The following is a 16501-nucleotide window of genomic DNA, read 5'->3' as shown; positions in this document are numbered from 1 at the left end:
GTGACGAAGCCGCGGGTGAGGGTCCTCCCTCTCGCTCGCGGTCTTCGTTTGCGCCGCGCCGGCTGTCGGCGCCGGCGCTCGCGGTGCCGTCCAGGGCCTCGACCCGGCACGCCCGTTCGAGGCGCGCGCCCCGACTCCGGGATCCGCTAGCGTCCCGTCGTATCGCTGTCGGCCGGCGCCGGCGTGACCGCGGGCGACTCCTTCTTCTTCCCGAAGCCGCCGAAGAAACGGTCCACGGCCGAGCCCGCGGCCTTCTTCAGGCTGTCACGCGCCGCCTCGAGCTGCTGCTGCGCCGTGCCCTTCGTGCTGTCGGCGGCAAGCCCGAGCTTCTGCTGCAGCGCCTGCGCGGCGGCCGCCTTCGCCTCGCCTTCGATCTTCGCGCGCTGCTCGGCGAGCGCCTGCGACGCCCGGCCCGCGAGCCGGTCGCGCATGGCGCGCGTGTCCCACGCGACGCGCGGCGCCTTCGCCGTGCCGCCGACGTGCAGGTCGAGCAGCATGCGGCCCTTGTCGTCGGCGAGCGCCCCGGCCGCGAGCGCCGACTTCGCGTTCACCGCCGCCACCACCTCGGGCGGCAGCGTGACGCTGACCGCGTAATCGAGCGTGCCGTCGAAGCCGATCGCGCCCGAAAGATTCCATTCGCCGCTCGCGCCCGAGATCGTCACCGCGTCGGTGTACAGGCGGCCGTTCTCGACCCGCAGCGGGAGCTTGAGGTCCTTGAACTTCACCTCCTTCAGCTGCGGGATCTTCACCAGGTCGGCGACCGCCTGCAGCGCCGGACCGGGCCCGAGCTGGCCCTGCGAGAGCGCCGCGAGGCCCATCAGCGTCAGCGTCTTCTTCAGGTCCGCCGGCTCGCTGCCCGCGCCCGCGAACGTCAGGTCGGTGCTGAGCGTGCCGCGCAGCAGGTCGCGCGCCGGAGTCCACGCCGAAAGGAGCGAGTCGGCCTGCACGTCCGCCACCTTGCTCTTGACCTCGAACACCGGCCGCCGCGTATCGCGCAGGTCGAACTTCGCGCTGCCGGTGACCGTGCCGCCGTAGCCCCGCAGCGAAAACGCCGGCGATTCGAGGGCCGCGGGCGCGAGCGCGACCTGCGCGTCCACGCCCCGCACGTCGAGCTTGCCCTGCCGGAGCCGGGCGATGCTCACGTGCCCGCCGCCCTTCGCGTTGGGCAGGAACGGCGCGCCCGGCGTCGTCGGCAGCAGTTCGGCGAGGTCCAGGTGTGGCGAGCGGAACTCGAACTGCACGCCCGCCGGCGGCACCGAGTCGGGCTTCGCCATGAGCGCGAGCGGGCGCGTGACCGTGGCGTCGAGCGTGAACGACGAAGCGCCCGCCTTCGCGGTCAGGTGCTGCACCGCCGCGCGCTGCGGCGAGAGCAGCACGACGCCGTTCACGCCCTCGACCTTCCTCGGCAGGTCCTTCGCCTCGACGCTCACGTCCTTGAGCTCCGCGCGGCCGTCGAGCGCGATCGCGCCCGGGTCCTTCGCGCGGCCGCTGCCGCGCACGTCCACGTTCGCGCGGCCGGCGAGCTTCGTACCCGGCGCGGCCAGCATCGGTGCGATCGCGGCGAGGTCCACGTTGCCGCGAACGGCGAAATCCACGATCGGATCGGCGAGCCGCCGGGCGCGGAACGCCGCGCGCACCGGCTGGCCCGAGACGGTCGCCGCGAGGTCGGGAATCGAAACCGTGTCGGGCGCGAAGCGCGTCGTGAAGCTCAGGCCCTCGACGCCCACGGGCGCGCCGGCGTACTTGAAAGCCGCGTCCTTCACGGTGAGCCAGCCTTTCAGCTCCGGCAGCGCCGCCGCGGCGCCCGGCGCCGGGGCCCCGCCCTTCGCGGCGAGGTCGAACGCCATCCTGCCGCGGCCCGAGACGCCCTTCACCGCCTTCGCGTCGGCGACGGCCACCCACGCCAGCACCTGCCCGAAGTCCACGCCGTCGCCCCTCGCGCGCAGGTCGTAGCGCGCCTTCGGGCCGACGTCGTCCACGAGCCCCGAGAGCGCCAGCTGCGTGCGGCCGAGCTCGAGCGCCAGCTTCTCGAGCGCGAGCCGGTTCTGCTTCGCGTCGAACTTGCCCTTGTGTTCGAGCTTGAAGACCAGCTTCGCGAGGCCCTGGTTCAGGTCCGACATGCGCGCCGCCGAGAGCGGCCCGAACGCGAGGTCCGAGATCTCGGTCTCGCCTTCGGTCGCGACGCGCGCGCCGCCGCCTTCGGTGGCGAGCGAGGTCGTCGTGCCGAGCTGGAACGCGGTGCGGCGCCCGGCCGCGACGTCGTCGAGCAGCACGCGGCCGTCGCGGATCGCGAACGTGCGCACGTCGAGGTCCATCGCCGGCGCGGGCGCGCCGGGCTTCGGCGGCGCGCCGAGGCTGTCGAGGTTCGTGGTGCCGTTCGCGCGCAGGACGACGTGCAGCTCCGGCTCGACGATCGCGAGCCGGCGGACCTTCACCTTCCGGCCGAGCAGCGCGAAGACGTCGAGGTCCAGATCGATCGAGCGCGTCGAGAGCGCCGAGCCTTCCGCGAAGCCCCCGGGCTCGGCCAGCTCGAACTTCCTCACGGTCAGCCGCACCGGCGGGAACAGCCCGACCGAGGCACCTTCGAAGCGCGCCTCGCGCCGCAGGGCGGTCTTCATCTGCGATTCGACGAGCGCCTTGACGCGCGCGGGCGGCAGCAGGACGGCGAGCGCGATCCAGGCGACCGCGACGAGAGCGACGACGACGCCCGCGGCGACGAGCAGCGCGCGGGCCGGCGAGGACTTCGAAGGAGTGGCGTTCATGCGCGGGACTATAGCGCCGGCGGGTCGACGGGGAACCCGCCCGACCCGGCGTGGGCGCGATCCGCTTGGACGCGCGCGCGCCGCGGGCTACTCTCGCGGCCCTCATGACCCCCGTCCACGCCGCCGTCTTCGCCACGCTGACCGAGCACCGGCTGGTTTCGGTGATCCGCGCCGCGCGCCCCGAGTGGGCGTACGAGGCGGCGAAGGCCGTGATCCGCGGCGGCATCCAGTTGGTCGAGATCACGTACTCGGTGCCCGACGCGCCCGCGGTGATGGCGAAGTTGCGCGGCGAGAACGCGACGATCGGCGCGGGCACGGTGCTCACGCCGACCGAGGCGCACGCGGCGCTCGAGGCGGGGGCGCGCTTCCTCATCGCGCCCAACCTCTCGCCGGCGGTGGCGGCGGTCGCGCTCGAGTCGGGCGTCCTCTACTGCCCGGGCTCCTACACGACCACCGAGATCGTGGCCGCGCGCGAGCAGGGCGCGCACGTGGTGAAGGTCTATCCGGTCGGCGTCGCGGGCGGGCCCGACTACATCCGGATCATCCGCGACCCGCTGCCGCACATCCCGTACCTGGCCGCGGGCGGCACGAACCTCGGCAACGTCGGGCCGTTCCTCGACGCCGGCTGCGTCGGCGTCGGGCTCGGGGCGTCGCTCGCCGACCCGGCGCTCGCCGCCGCGGGCCGCTTCGACGAGATCGAGGCGCGCGCCCGCGCGTTCGTCGCGCTCATCGGGAAGCGCCGCGCCGGGGCGACCGCGTGACGCGACGGCTGCTCGCGGCCGTCTCGCTGGTCCTGCTGCTCGCGCCCGCGGCGCGTGCGTCGGTCGAGGAGTTCTCGAGCTACCAGCTCGCGCGCATGGAGGAGGACGACGAAAACTTTCTCGATCACTGGCTGACCCGCGTGCCGGATCACTGGCATCGCGAGTTCGCGGCGTCGCCGAACGCCTTCCGTACCAGTCAGGGCTGCTACACGTCGGGTGAGTGGTACATGCGCCACGACCTCAAGGCGCGGGCGGCGCTCGGCGCCAGATCGTGGCTCGACATCGGCTACCTGCAGGTCAACGACAACATGGCGTCGTGGGAATGGCTGCGGCTCGATTTCCGCTGGGCCAGTCGCGGCGCGGGAACGTTCGGGTTCCGCTTCGTGCCCACGCCCGACAAGAGCCGGCAGGACTTCGCAGCGCTCTGGGACTGGGGGGCTCCGGGCGATCCGCTTCAGATCGGGGCGGCGTTCACCCTCGAGGACGCGTTCAACTCCCTCTGGGAGTTCCGGCAGGACCGCGTGGGCAATCACAACGAGCCCTACCGGGCGCATCCTCTTGAGCCGGCGCTGCGGATCGCGTCCGAAGGGGCGCACCACCGCGTGGAGTTCAACGGCAAGTGGCTGACGCCTTCCCGCAAGGCGATACGCGATCCTGATCCCACGAAAGACGGTTCGTATTCTCTACTCGGAACCAAGGCCGACCTGCTCGCGCAGACGACATTCTCCTGTTGGAGCGCTGAGGGCCGTTTCGAGACCGAACAGGTCCGCTCTGCCGAGTCGTCCGTGCTCCTGCCGGGCGATGGCTACCAGTTCCGCCGGCGCTGGCGGGGCGAGGTCGCGCTCCGGCGCGAACTCGGCAGGAGCTGGTCCGCCGAGGCGCGCGGAGCCTACCAGGACCGGGCGCAGGACTGGCGGCCGCCCATCGGGCCTGCGACATTCCGCGCGCTCGACCGCGGACTCTCACTCGAGATGGCGGGCGAGCCGGTCCGCGATTGGCGGCTGCGCGTCGGCGTCATGCACGACCGCGTCGGCATCGCCGAGACCGGCAGCGTCCCCGACTGGACGTGGGGAACGCGCAAGGAGTCGCGCGCCTATGTCGGGCTCGAGGCGCGTTTCGGCAGGGTTCGCGTGCAGGGCATCGAGGGCATCGAGCTCGATCACGAGGCCTACGACGTCACGTTTCACCACGACAAGGGTTTTCTGCAGCTGCAGACGGTCTTCTGACCCGGGGAGGGGAGCATGAAGGGCTTCATCGCATTCCTGAAGGAGACGAACGCGCTGGCTCTGGCGATCGGCGTCATCATCGGCGGGGCCGTCGGCAAGGTGGTCAGCTCGATCGTCGGCGATCTGCTCATGCCCCTCATCAGCCTGGCGATGCCGGCCGGCGACTGGCGCGAGGCCAAACTCGCGCTGACCCACAAGGCCGACGGCAGCGTGGACAAGGCGCTCGGCATCGGCGCGTTCAGCGGCTCGGTCGTGGACTTCGTGATCATCGCGTTCGTGGTCTACGTGGTCACGAAGCAGCTCCTCAAGCCGGCGCCCGCGCCGCCCGCGCCGGCGACCAAGCAGTGCGGCGAGTGCCTCGAGACCATTCCCGCTGCGGCGAAGAAGTGCCGCGCGTGCGGAAGCGCCGTCTAGCCCGACCGGGAACGACACGCGGTGGCCGCGGGACGGGCCGCGGCCACCGCTCACGACTCGATCCCGAGCGATTCCGCGGCCGCCGAATCTGCGGCGGCGGCCGAGTCGGCGGCCGCCTTCGCCAGACTGTCCGCGTAGGCTCTGGAAAGAATCGCCTCCCAGTCGGCGGTGTGGTCGAGCGCGCAGGCCGCGCTCGGCTCGCTGCCCTTCGAGAACGGCACGCGCATCGGCGCTGGGCAGTCCTCGCGCGCGCGCAGGCCCGACCACGGATCCACCCACACCAGCGTCTCGCCCGGCGCGGGCGCGAACGGCTCGGGCGGAAAGCCGTCCAGCACCCGCGTCATGATCCCGGCCCACGCCGGCAGCGCCACGCGCACGGCCGGGCGCGCCAGGCTTTGCGGCTGGTCGTAGCCGATCCACACGGCCGCCGTGACCACGGGCGTGAAGCCCACGAACCAGGCGTCGTGGTAGTCGTTCGTCGTCCCGGTCTTGCCGCCGCACGGGCGCGCGAAACCGTAGGTGGAGACGAGCGGGTTCGAGATGCCGAACGTCACCACGTCCTCGAGCAGGCCGCGGGCGAGCGAGGCGGCCTCGGGCGGCAGCACGTCCACGCGCTTCCCGCCCTCGAGGCGCAGCGCGCGCCCGCGGCCGTCGAACACGGCGCGCACCGGCGTGGGCTCGCGCCGCCATCCGCCGTTCGGAAAGACGGTGTAGGCGTCGGCGAGCGCGAGCGGCGTCACCTCGTGCGTGCCGAGCCCGATGCTCGCGACCGCCGCCGGCCGGCCGAGCCCGAAGCGCTCGGCATAGCGCGACACGGTTCCGGCGCCGACCCTTTCGACCAGGTTCGCGGTGGCGACGTTGAGCGACTTGGCGAGCGCCTTGGCCAGCGTCACGCTCGCGTGATAGTCGCCCTCGTCGTTGCGCGGCTTCCACGGGCCCTCGGGGGTCGCGAACTCGCGCCGCAGGTCGGGCAAGGTCGAGCCGGCGGTGAACTTCACTCCACCGCGGCGCGCATCGAGGGCCGCCGCGTAAACGACCGGCTTGATCGCCGAACCCGGCTGGCGCAGCGCCTGCGTCGCGCGGTTGAAGTCGCCGCGGCCGGGGTCGCGGCCGCCGACCAGCGCGCGCACCTCGCCGCTTTCGTTGTCGAGCAGCACGAACGCGCCCTGCAGCGGACCCCGGCCGCGGCCGCGCCAGCCTTCCTGCGCGTCCACGCCGGCCGCGAGGCCGGCCTCCGCCGCCTGCTGCCAGACCGGATCGAGCGCGGTCATCACGTCGAGCCCCCAGCCTTCGAGCGCGCCCTTCGGCAGTCGAGTCCCGAGATACTGGCGCACGTAGGAGACGTACGAAGGAAAACGCTGGCGCAGTGGCGGCGATGGCTTCAGCCCCAGCGGCCCGGCGGCCGACGCGGCCGCGCTCGCGCTGTCGAGCGCGCCGACTTCGACCATGTCGCGCAGCACCGCGGCGCGCCGGCGCCGCGCCTGGTCCGGACGGCGCAGCGGCGAGTAGAGGTTGGGCGCCGGGATGACGCCGACCAGCAGCGCCGCCTGCGCGGTCGAGAGCGAGTCCACCGGCACGCCGAAGAAGCGCCGCGAGGCGTCGGCGACGCCGGCGATGCCGCCCCACTCGTCGCGCCCGAAGTAGACGCTGTTGAGGTACATCTCGAGCACGCGGTCCTTGCCGATCACGCGTTCGAGCATCACCGCGAGCGGCATCTCGGCGAGCTTGCGCGCCAGCGAGCGCTGCTGGCCGAGAAAAAGTCCGCGCGCGAGCTGCTGCGTGATCGTGCTCGCGCCCTGGCGCACGCCGCCCGCGCGCACGTTCGCGACCAGCGCGCGTGCGTTGCCCTTGAGGTCCAGCCCCCAGTGCGAGCGGAAGCGCCGGTCCTCGGCCGCGATCGCGGCCTGCTGCAGCACGCGCGGGATGCGCGCGAGCGGCACGAACTCGCGCGCCACGTTGTTCGAGTCGGCGAGGGTCGCGATCAGCAGCGGCTCGATCGCCGGCGGGGGCGGCGCGGCGTCGGCGCGATCGGCGCGCGAGGACCGGGCCGTGCCGCGAGCGCGCAGGCTCCGCCCGGTTCGCGGGGCCGCCGGCTCCCCCGCGTCCTGCAGGCGCCGCACGGCGGCGATGCGCCCCTGCTCGATGCGCAGGCGCACGCGTTCGGGCGCGGCGGCGCGCCCCGGCACGGCGGCGAAGCCCCTGAGCCAGATCTCGGCGCCCTCGGCCGTCGGCGCCCACTGGCCCGGTGCGCGGACGACGTACGCTTCGCGGTAGCCGCGCGCCGCCAGCTCGGCGCGCAGCCACGGCACGGGCGCCAGCGCGCCGCGCACGAGCGGAATGTCGGCCGACCAGACGCGCGAGGGAAAGGCCCACGCGGGGCCCGTCGCGTGCCGCGCCTCGAAGGCGCGCACGCGCTCGACGAAGCGCGCGAGCAGCGCGGCGGCCCCGACCAGCAGCAGGACGAGCGCCACGCGCCAGCGGCGCCTGAATCGCCGCGGCGCGGACGCGCCGGCGGGCGCGCCCCGGAACTGAGGAGGAACGGTCGCCATCTGGGCGGCGACTGTAGGGGTCTTTGCCGGAGCGCGAAACCGGGCGAGCGGAGAGTTAACCCGACCTATTCATGAACCGTGAGCCGAGAGTGACGGATGCCCGTGAAGCGCAAGGAGCAGGGCTGGACAGCGACGCAGTCGTGTCGGTGACACGTCGAGGAAGCTGGCCAGCCCTGCGACGCAGCGATTCGCGGGCAGCCGTCACTTGCAGGCCATGGGTTCATGAACAGGTCGGGTTATGGTGCGCGGGTTCGCCTTCGCCGCCGTCCCACCCGGGGCTTTCCCGCCATGCGCCCTTCGACCGCAGGTTCGTTGTTCGTCGTCATCGCCCTGTGCTGCGCCGCGCAGCCCGGCCAGGCCGCGCGCGAGTCGCGTCCGAGCGCGACCGAGCTGGTTTCGCTGCGCGCCGCTTCGGCGCTCGCGCTCTCGCCCGACGGCGGGCGCGTCGCGTTCCTGCTCGCGAGCGCGACGTTCGATTCGACCGCGCAACCGAAGGAGGGCGACGACGGCGCGGGCTGGAAGCGCGAGCGCCAGGTCTGGGTCGTGGACGCGGCGAGCCACGAGGCGCGCGCGCTGACGCACGGAGACGCCGCCGCTTCGGGCCCGTGCTGGTCCCCCGACGGGCGGACGCTCGCGTTCGTGCGCGAAGCCGGAGGCAAGGCCGTCCTGCAGCTGCTGCCTCTTTCCGGCGGCGAGGCGGCGAAGCTCGCGACCGGCGCTCTCGAGCCTTCCGAGCCCGCGTTCTCGCCGGATGGAAGGTTCATCGCGTTTCTCGCCGACGCGCCCCCCGATGCGAAAGAGCGGCGCGCGCGCCGGGCGCGCGGCGGAGCGATCCACTGGGAGCACGAGTTCGCGCCGGCGCGGCTGTGGATCGTCCCCGTGGCGGGCGGCGAGCCCCGGCTCGTCCCGGCGGGGCCCAACGTGGTCTCGTTCGCCTGGTCCCCCGACGGCAGGAGCTTCGCGGTGCTGACGAGCGAATCGTCCGACCCCTACCTCGTCTCGAGCCTCAACCGGCTCGCGATCGTGGACGCCTCCGGCGCACGGCCGGCGCGGCCGGTGCCGCGCGCGCCGAGCTTCCACACCCGGCCCGCGTGGTCCCCCGACGGCCGGTGGGTGGCGACGCTGTCGCTGAACGGCGGGCTGTCGAACCCGAACGCGCTGCTCGTCTGCGACGCCGCGAGCGGGGCGGTGCGCGATCTGGCGCCCGACGCCGATCGCACGTTCATGGGGTTCGCGTGGGCCGCGGACTCGAAGTCGCTGGTCGCGGTGGTCAGCGCGCGCACGGCGACGGTCTTCGAGCGCTTTCCGCTCGCGGGCGCGCCGCGGGCGCTGCCGACCCCCGCCCGCACCGTCACGAGCGCGCTGGTCGCGAACCCGGCGGGAACCCGGCTCGCGTTCCTCTCCGCGACCGATCGCACGCCCGAGGAGGTGACGGTCTGCGACCCGGACGGCGGCGAGGTCTCGGTGCTCACGGCGCTCAACCCGCAGGTCGCGGCCTGGCGCGTCGGCGACACCCGACTCGTGCGCTGGAGGAACGCCGAGGGCATCGCGATCGAGGGCGTGCTCACGACCCCGGCCGGAATGAAGCCGGGCCTGCCCGCGCCGCTGGTCGTGCTGCCGCACGGCGGGCCCGACGAGGTCACCACGACGCGCTTCTCGCCGCTGGTGCAGTACTTCGCCTCGCGCGGCTACTCGACGCTGCGCCCGAACTACCGCGGCTCGTTCGGCTACGGCTTCGCGTTCTACGCCGCCAACCGCAACCGCTTCGGCGAGGTGGAGCAGGCGGACATCGAAAGCGGCGTGGACGAGCTGATCCGCGAGCGGCTCGCCGACCCGAAGCGGCTCTACTTCGGCGGCTGGTCGTGGGGCGGCTACATCACGACCTGGACGATCGGCCACGTGCAACGCTATCGCGCCGCGGTCGCGGGCGCCGCCGTCTCGGACGTCTTCCATTCGTACTCGCTGAGCGACATCAACCACGGCGTCGCCGCGCGGTGGGAGTTCGAGGGCGATCCCTGGAGGCAGCCGGAACATTTCGACCGCGTGAACCCGATCCGCTTCGTCACGAACGTGCGGACGCCGCTGCTGCTGCTGCACGGGCAGGCGGACCGGCGCGTGCCGTTCGCCGAAAGCGTCCAGTTCTACCGCGCGCTCGCCGATCTCGGCCGTGAAGTCGAGTTCTGGGCCTATCCGCGCGAGGACCACGGGTTCGTCGAGCCCGCGCACCGGGCCGACTACATCCGACGCTGGGCCGACTGGTACGACGCGCACTGAGCCGCGGGCGGCGGCGGGAGGCCTTGCGCGCCCCTGCCGCCGCCCGTAACCTGCGCGCCGCCACGCTCAATCAGGCTTTCGAGTCCCGTCGGCCGGGGCTTCGCACTTCCGTACCGCAAGGAGATTCTATGCGCGCACGTCTCTGGCTCCTGCCGCTGCTCGCGACCGCCGTGTTCGGCGTCGGGGCCGCGGTCGCCGAACCCATCGGAGCCCACTGGGAGTTGTCGCCCTTCGGCGGCTTCACGTTGTTCGATCCCAAGCTGCGCTACCCGGGCAGCAACGTGCCGCTCGCCGACGACCTCTACCTGGGCGGCCGGTTGAGCTACGAGACGCGCTCCTGGATCGGCCTCGAACTCGCCGCCGGCACGACGCCGACGGCCGAGGACCTGGCGAGCGGCGCGCTCGGATACGACTTCTTCCACGCCTCGGGCAACCTCGTGATCTCGCCGGCGAAGCGCCGCTGGGGCACGCCCTACGCGTTCGTCGGCGGCGGCTACGCGCAGCTCAAACCGTCCTCCGGCGAGAAGCGGGAAACGGGCTCGATCGAGTTCGGCGGCGGCGTGAAGCTGTGGATGACCGACGGCGTCGGCCTGCGCTTCGAGGCGCGCGACATTTCGTTCAAGCCGCTCGAGAACCTCGGCCCGCAGAACCATTTCCACAACGTCGTGCTGGGCGCCGGCCTGACGCTCGCGCTCGGCGCGACGCCGCGCGACACCGACGGCGACGGCGTGCCCGACCGCAGGGACAAGTGTCCGGCGACGCCGAAGGGCGCGACCGTGGACGCCACCGGCTGCCCGAAGGATTCCGACGGCGACGGCGTCTTCGACGGCCTCGACAAGTGCCCCGACACGCCGAAGGGCGCGACCGTGGACGCCTCGGGCTGCCCGAGCGACGCCGACGGCGACGGCGTCTTCGACGGCATCGACAAGTGCCCCGACACGCCGAAGGGCGCGACGGTGGACGCCACCGGCTGCCCGAAGGACTCCGACGGCGACGGCGTGCTCGACGGCCTCGACAAGTGCCCGAACACTCCGACCGGCGCGAAGATCGACTCCACCGGCTGCCCGGTGGACAGCGATGGCGACGGCGTCTACGACGGCCTCGACAAGTGCCCGAACACCCCGGCCGGCCTGAAGGTGGACTCCGACGGCTGCCCGATCATGGTTTCGGAGCGCGAGACCGAGTTGCTCGACACCGGGCTCATCCGCCTTCAGGACGTGAACTTCGAAACCGGCAAGGCGAACCTGCTGCCCGACGCGTACCCGGCGCTGGATGCGGTCGGGGCGGTCATGCTCAAGTGGCCGCAGCTGCGCATCGAGGTCGGCGGGCACACGGACTCGCGCGGTTCGGAAGGCCTGAACCAGCGCCTGTCGCAGGCGCGCGCCGACTCGGTGCTCGCGTACATGCTGCGCAAGTACCCGGCGCTGCCGCCCGCGCAGTTCACCGTCAAGGGTTACGGCGAGTCGAAGCCGCTCGTGCCGAACACGAACGACCTGAACCGCGCGAAGAACCGCCGTGTCGAGTTCACGGTGATCAACAAGGAAGTGCTCAAGAAGGAAGTCGAGAAGCGCCGCCTGCTCAAGGAGAGCGAAGGTTCGGCCGCGCCGGCGCCGACGCCAGCGCCCGCGGATACGACGAAGAAGCAGTAGCGGCCGTCCGGATCACGAAGGGCCGGCGCGAACGTTCGCGCCGGCCCTTTCGCGTGCGCGCCACTCGCGTCCGGCTTGCGTCGCGCCGGACGCCGCGCGAGGCTGCGTTCGTTCCGACGGCAGGCTTCGGGAGGATTCCCCATGTCCATTGACGACGATCGCGACCTCGAGGGCCTGCGCGCCATCGGGCGGATCGTGCGCGCCGCGCTCGAGGCGATGCGCGCCGCCGTCGCTCCCGGCGTCACCACGGCCGGGCTCGACGCCATCGGCGCGGACGTCATGCGCGCGCACGGCGCCCGCTCGGCGCCGCAGCTCGTCTACCGCTTTCCCGGGGTCACGTGCATCAGCGTCAACGACGAGCTCGTGCACGGCATCCCCTCGCCCGATCGCCGGCTCGCCGAGGGCGATCTGGTGAAGCTCGATGCGACGTTCGAGAAGGACGGCTACATGGCCGACGCGGCGATCACCGTGCCGGTGGGCCGTGTCTCCGGGCGGGCGCTGGCGCTGGCGGCGTGCGCGGAGCGCGCGTTCGAACGCGCCCTGCGGGAGGTGCGCCCGGGCCGGCGCGTGCGCGAGGTGGGCGCGGCGATCGAGCGCGAGGTGCGCCGCGACGGCTTCTCGGTGGTCCCGGCCCTGCAGGGGCACGGCATCGGCCGCACGATCCACGAACAGCCGATGGTGCCGAACTGGGACGATCCCTCGGCGTCCGCGGTGCTGACCGAAAACCTGGTGATCACCGTCGAGCCGATCATCGCGATGGGGCGCGGCGACGCGTTCGAGGCGGCCGACGGCTGGACGATCCGCACCGCCGACGGCTCGCTCGCGGCGCACCACGAGCACACGCTCGTCGTCACCCGGCGCGGCCCGCTGCTGCTGACCGCGGCCTGAAGGGCGCGCGCACCGCGCCGGCGCACCCGGGCGTCAGCGCTTCGGACCGTCCCTGCGGCGCAGGATCACGAACGTGTCCTCACCGGCGGTCGTGTCGGCCACGGCGGCGGTGTCGTAGGCCGCCATCGCCTCGAGGCGCTCGGGCAACGATCGGAAGGGCGCGCCGACGCCGGTGAACACCTCGCCGTGCCGCAGCAGCGCCGCCCGCACGACCAGCCAATCGGGACGCTTCGCCGCGAGCAGGTCGGCGTACCAGCCCGGTCCCTGCCGCCGGCGCCGCGCGACCTCGGGCGAGACCAGCCCGACCTCGTCGAGAATGCGCAGGTCGCGCGCGCGCCAGCCGATCGTGCCGATCGGCTCGAGCATCAGCGTTTCGCCCGGCCGCGCCCGCTGTTCGACATAGTTGCCGAGCGTTCCGAACGCGTTGCCTTCCACGGCAGCCCGCCCGGAATAGAGCCGCGGCTCGTACATCCAGTGCCCCGCGATCGCGAGCAGGGCGGCGACGTACGCGTACGGGCCGTTCACCATGCGTGGCAGCCCGACCGCCGCGAGCAGGATCCAGGCGAACAGCGGCGTCATGAAGTACCAGTAGAAGTACACGGCGCCGGCCGCCACGTAGCCCGCCCACACGAGCAGCGCCGCGACCGCCGCGGCCGCGAGCGCGGTCGTTCTCGCCTTCCAGAGCGCGACGGCGCCCGCGGCCGCCGCCGGCGAGACGAGCACCGCGACGAGAAAGAAGTTCTTGCCCTCCGAGGTGCTGGCGAGGCCGTTGTTGAACGTGAACGGCAGCGCCCAGTCCCACCAGTGGCGTGACGCCGCCGGCCCGGGCGTGCCATAGATCGCGGCCTTCGCCAGCATGCTCTGCGGCAGCGGCGAGCCGAAGTAGAGCGCCAGCACGCCGAAGACGGCCGCCACGATGCCCAGCGCGACCAGCCGGTCGCGCCTGCCCGCCCAGATCGCGAGCGCCCCGGCGGCGACCAGTCCTTCGGGACGGAACACGCCGAGCAGGCCGATCGCGGCGCCGGCGAGCGGGTGACGCCGGTCCACGAGCCAGGCCGAGAGCGAGATCAGCGCCAGCATCGCGCCCATCTCGAGGCCGCTGGCCGGCATCGCCGCGAAGAACGGCCACAGCGCGAAGAACGCGCCGAAGCACCAGGCGCTGCGCCGCGACGCGTGCCGCTCGAGCAGCGCGCCGAGCGCGAACAGCGTCACCAGGTCCGCCGCCACGAGCGAGACCCGGGTCCACAGGACCGGGTCCTGGCCGAGCCGCAGACCGAGCGCGACCCACGCCATCCACGGCGCGGAGGTGAACCCGAAGACGCGCTCGCCGGGGTTGAAGACCGCGCCCAGCCCGTGCGCGAAGTTCCACGAGTAGCGGAACGTGATGTAGGCGTCCTCGGCGGCGACCGGGATCAGCCTCGCCATCCACAGGCGCGTGGCCAGCAGCAGCAGCGCCGGCACGAGGAAGGGGCCGCGCACGTCGAGCCATGGCAGCGCGGTGGACGGCGTCGCCGCGGGCGCGGTGGCGGAAGCGGCCGCGCGCGGGCGGCGGGTGCGGTTCATGCGGGCGCGGCTCCGGGTGCGAATCGGGCGTCGGGACCGGCAATGCTACCGCGCGCGAGCGCCGCCTGCCCAACGTCCGACGCGTCGGGAGGGCCGGGCTCGGACCAATCGGCCAGGGCGGGACCGCGGTGCGTCCGACGAGGGCGAAGCCATGGATGGCGGGAGCCCGAGTGGATGCAGCGCGGCGAGGCAGGATGCCGAGCAAGCGGGCCGCGGTCCCGCCGTGGCCGATGTGCTCGAGCCCGGCCCGACTAGTCCCTCTCCCAGCGGGCGGCGAGCCGGCGCGCGAGCCAGAAGAAGCCGGCGGTGAACAGCGCCAGCGCGAGCAGCTGCGGCCACAGCGCCACCAGCGGCTGGTCGCGCCAGAAGACCTTGAGGTAGCCGTCCAGCGCCCAGGCGTTGAAGCCCACCAGCGAGAACTTCTGCATGCCCTCGCTCATCAGCGGCCGGGGGAACATGCTGCCGCCGATGCCCGACAGCGTCAGGATGATCAGGTTGGCGAGCGCCTGCAGCTGCTGTCGCGTGCGCGACAGCGTCGCGATGACGAGCCCGAACGAGGCGCAGCAGGCGGCCGTGAAGACGGTCATCACCGCGAACCCCGGCAGGTGGTCCGCGAGCGGCAGCCCGAAGACGAGCGCGCCCCACACGTACATGATCGTGATCTGCAACACGCCCAGCCCGGCGATGTGCAGCCACTTGGCGAGCAGCAGCTGCGTCATGCTCACGCGGCTCGACAGCACGCGCTCGAGCGTGCCCGTTTCGTTTTCCTCGATCAGCGAACCGCCGGAGCCGCTGGCGCTGAACATGAGGAACATGACGGCCACGCCGGCGGCGTAGAACGACACGAAGCCGCTGGGCTTGCGCTCGCGCCCCACCACCTGCTCGACGCGCGTGCGGGCCGGCATCAGGTCCTCCACCGGCGTCGCAGCTCCGGTGGCCCCGAACTCGGCGGCCTCGGCGCGGCCCGCGGCGAGCACCGCCCGCTGCAGCAGCCCGGCCGCCATGGGCGGCGCGACCGGGTCGGAGGGGTCGGTCAGCAGCACGACCGCCTCGCCCCGGCCGTCGAAGCGCGACAGCGACGTGTCGATGCCGGCCGGCAGCACCATCGCCACCGAACACTCGCCTTCGCGCACCAGCTGCTCGGCGCGCGCGCGGGTGAGCGGGAACCTCGTCGTGTCGCGCGTGCCTTCGGCGCGCCACGCGGTGTGCACGCGCAGGCCCGGGTCGGCGGCGAGCGCCGCCACCAGCCGCTCGCTCACGGCCGTGTGCGATTCGTCCACCACGAGCAGGTCCACGCGCCGCGTGCTCGGCCCGCCCTGCTGGCCGAAGATCATCGCGAAGATGGTGAAGAACACGACCGGCACCACGAACACCAGCATCAGCGCCGCCCGGTCCCGCATCAGCTTCTTCCACGCCACCTGCGCCAGGATGCGGATCATTCGCGCAGCTCCTTTCCGGTGAGCGCGAGGAAGACCTCGTGCAGCGTCGCCGAGCGCACCTCGAGATCCTGCGCCGCGAGTCCGGCCGCGCGCACGCGCGCGAGCAGCGCGGGCAGGTCGGTGGCGATGTCGGCGACGTCGGCGTCCAGCTCGCGGCCGCCCGGGGCGAGGGTGAAGCCCTCGGGCGCCGCCATCGCCGGCCGTTCGAGTCGCACGCGCACCCGCCGGCCGGCAAGGCCCGCGTGCGCCACCAGTTCGGACAAGCTGCCGGCCGCGACCGCGCGGCCGTGGTCCACGATCACGATCCGGTCGCAGCGCGCCTCGGCTTCGGCGAGGTCGTGCGTCGTGAGCAGCAGCGAGGCGCCGCGCGCGCGGAGCACCGCCAGCATGTCGAAGATGCGCTCGCGGCTCTGCGGGTCCACTCCGACCGTGGGTTCGTCGAGCAGGATCACCTTCGGCTCGTGCAGCACGCCGCAGGCGATGTTGAGCCGGCGCTTCATGCCGCCCGAGAACGTTCCCGCCTGCGCCTTCGGGCGGTCGCCGAGCCCGGTCCACTCGAGGGCCCAGCGGACGCGCTCCGCGAGCGCGGCCCCGCTCACCCCGCTCAGGCGGCCGAAGACCTCGAGGTTCTCCCGGGCGGTGAGGGACGGATAGACCGCGATCTCCTGCGGCACGATGCCGAGCTCCGGCCGCGGCGTGTGCGGCGCGAGGTCGCGGCCGAGCAGCGTGAGCACGCCGCCGTCGAGCCGCAGCCGGCCGGCCAGGGCGCGCACGAGCGTGGTCTTGCCCGCGCCGTTCGGTCCCAGCAGGGCGAGCAACTCGCCCTCGCGCAGCTCCAGCGACAACCCGCGAAGCGCTTCGGTGGCGCCGAAGCGCCTCCGGGCCTCCTCGATCTGCAGCACCGCCATGCCGGCCTCCTCCGCCCCGTGTCCGTGCGAACCGATCGGGTTCGCGGCGTCGGAGGGGCAGGATGCCC

Annotated in this window: 11 protein-coding genes; 6 read left to right on the top strand and 5 right to left on the bottom strand. The window is 73.2% G+C overall.

The window, feature by feature from the left end:
* Positions 1-146: 146 nt before the first annotated feature.
* The gene (locus tag IT347_14810) at positions 147-2762 is read right to left on the bottom strand and encodes an AsmA family protein (GenBank protein MCC6350856.1); all 2616 of its coding nucleotides are present in this window, start codon (positions 2760-2762) and stop codon (positions 147-149) included.
* Positions 2763-2866: 104 nt separating this feature from the next.
* Between IT347_14810 and IT347_14805 the strand changes: the two genes are divergently transcribed.
* Genes IT347_14805 through IT347_14795 form a run of 3 tightly spaced genes read left to right on the top strand, consistent with a single transcriptional unit; the run spans position 2867 to position 5163 of the window.
* Positions 2867-3523, top strand: a complete 657-nt coding sequence (locus tag IT347_14805) for a bifunctional 4-hydroxy-2-oxoglutarate aldolase/2-dehydro-3-deoxy-phosphogluconate aldolase (protein MCC6350855.1) — start codon at positions 2867-2869, stop codon at positions 3521-3523.
* A complete protein-coding gene (locus IT347_14800) occupies positions 3520-4749 on the top strand; it encodes a hypothetical protein (GenBank protein MCC6350854.1) in 1230 nt (409 codons plus the stop codon). The genes IT347_14805 and IT347_14800 overlap by 4 nt, the downstream gene beginning before the upstream one ends.
* A gap of 15 nt (positions 4750-4764) precedes the next feature.
* Positions 4765-5163 (top strand): MscL family protein, encoded by a 399-nt coding sequence (locus tag IT347_14795; GenBank protein ID MCC6350853.1) that lies wholly within the window; start codon positions 4765-4767, stop codon positions 5161-5163.
* A gap of 50 nt (positions 5164-5213) precedes the next feature.
* Here IT347_14795 and IT347_14790 read toward each other — a convergent pair whose 3' ends face one another.
* On the bottom strand, positions 5214-7634 hold the full coding sequence (locus IT347_14790; protein ID MCC6350852.1) for a transglycosylase domain-containing protein: 2421 nt from the start codon (positions 7632-7634) through the stop codon (positions 5214-5216).
* A gap of 366 nt (positions 7635-8000) precedes the next feature.
* Here IT347_14790 and IT347_14785 point away from each other — a divergent pair, with 366 nt between their 5' ends.
* The 3 genes from IT347_14785 to map all read left to right on the top strand — a co-directional run bounded on the left by IT347_14785 (position 8001) and on the right by map (position 12523).
* The gene (locus IT347_14785; GenBank protein ID MCC6350851.1) at positions 8001-9986 is read left to right on the top strand and encodes a S9 family peptidase; all 1986 of its coding nucleotides are present in this window, start codon (positions 8001-8003) and stop codon (positions 9984-9986) included.
* Positions 9987-10114: 128 nt separating this feature from the next.
* Positions 10115-11635, top strand: a complete 1521-nt coding sequence (locus IT347_14780) for an OmpA family protein (GenBank protein ID MCC6350850.1) — start codon at positions 10115-10117, stop codon at positions 11633-11635.
* Between the two features lie 141 nt (positions 11636-11776).
* Entirely contained in the window at positions 11777-12523 is a 747-nt protein-coding gene (map, locus tag IT347_14775) for a type I methionyl aminopeptidase (GenBank protein ID MCC6350849.1), read from the top strand.
* A 33-nt stretch (positions 12524-12556) separates the two neighbouring features.
* Here the strand turns inward: map and IT347_14770 are convergent, their stop codons facing one another.
* The 3 genes from IT347_14770 to IT347_14760 form a co-directional block, all read right to left on the bottom strand.
* Positions 12557-14086: a hypothetical protein gene (locus IT347_14770; GenBank protein ID MCC6350848.1), complete on the bottom strand. Its 1530-nt coding sequence runs from the start codon at positions 14084-14086 to the stop codon at positions 12557-12559.
* A 251-nt stretch (positions 14087-14337) separates the two neighbouring features.
* Entirely contained in the window at positions 14338-15525 is a 1188-nt protein-coding gene (locus IT347_14765; protein MCC6350847.1) for an ABC transporter permease, read from the bottom strand.
* Complete coding sequence (locus tag IT347_14760) at positions 15522-16433, bottom strand: ABC transporter ATP-binding protein (GenBank protein ID MCC6350846.1); 912 nt, start codon at positions 16431-16433, stop codon at positions 15522-15524. The genes IT347_14765 and IT347_14760 overlap by 4 nt, the downstream gene beginning before the upstream one ends.
* Positions 16434-16501 lie beyond the last annotated feature (68 nt).

The sequence above is a fragment of the Candidatus Eisenbacteria bacterium genome (assembly GCA_020847735.1).
Classification (GTDB): domain Bacteria; phylum Eisenbacteria; class RBG-16-71-46; order RBG-16-71-46; family RBG-16-71-46; genus CAIXRL01.
The sequence above is the reverse complement of the archived record's forward strand: the minus strand, read 5'-3'. Positions and strand labels throughout refer to the sequence as shown.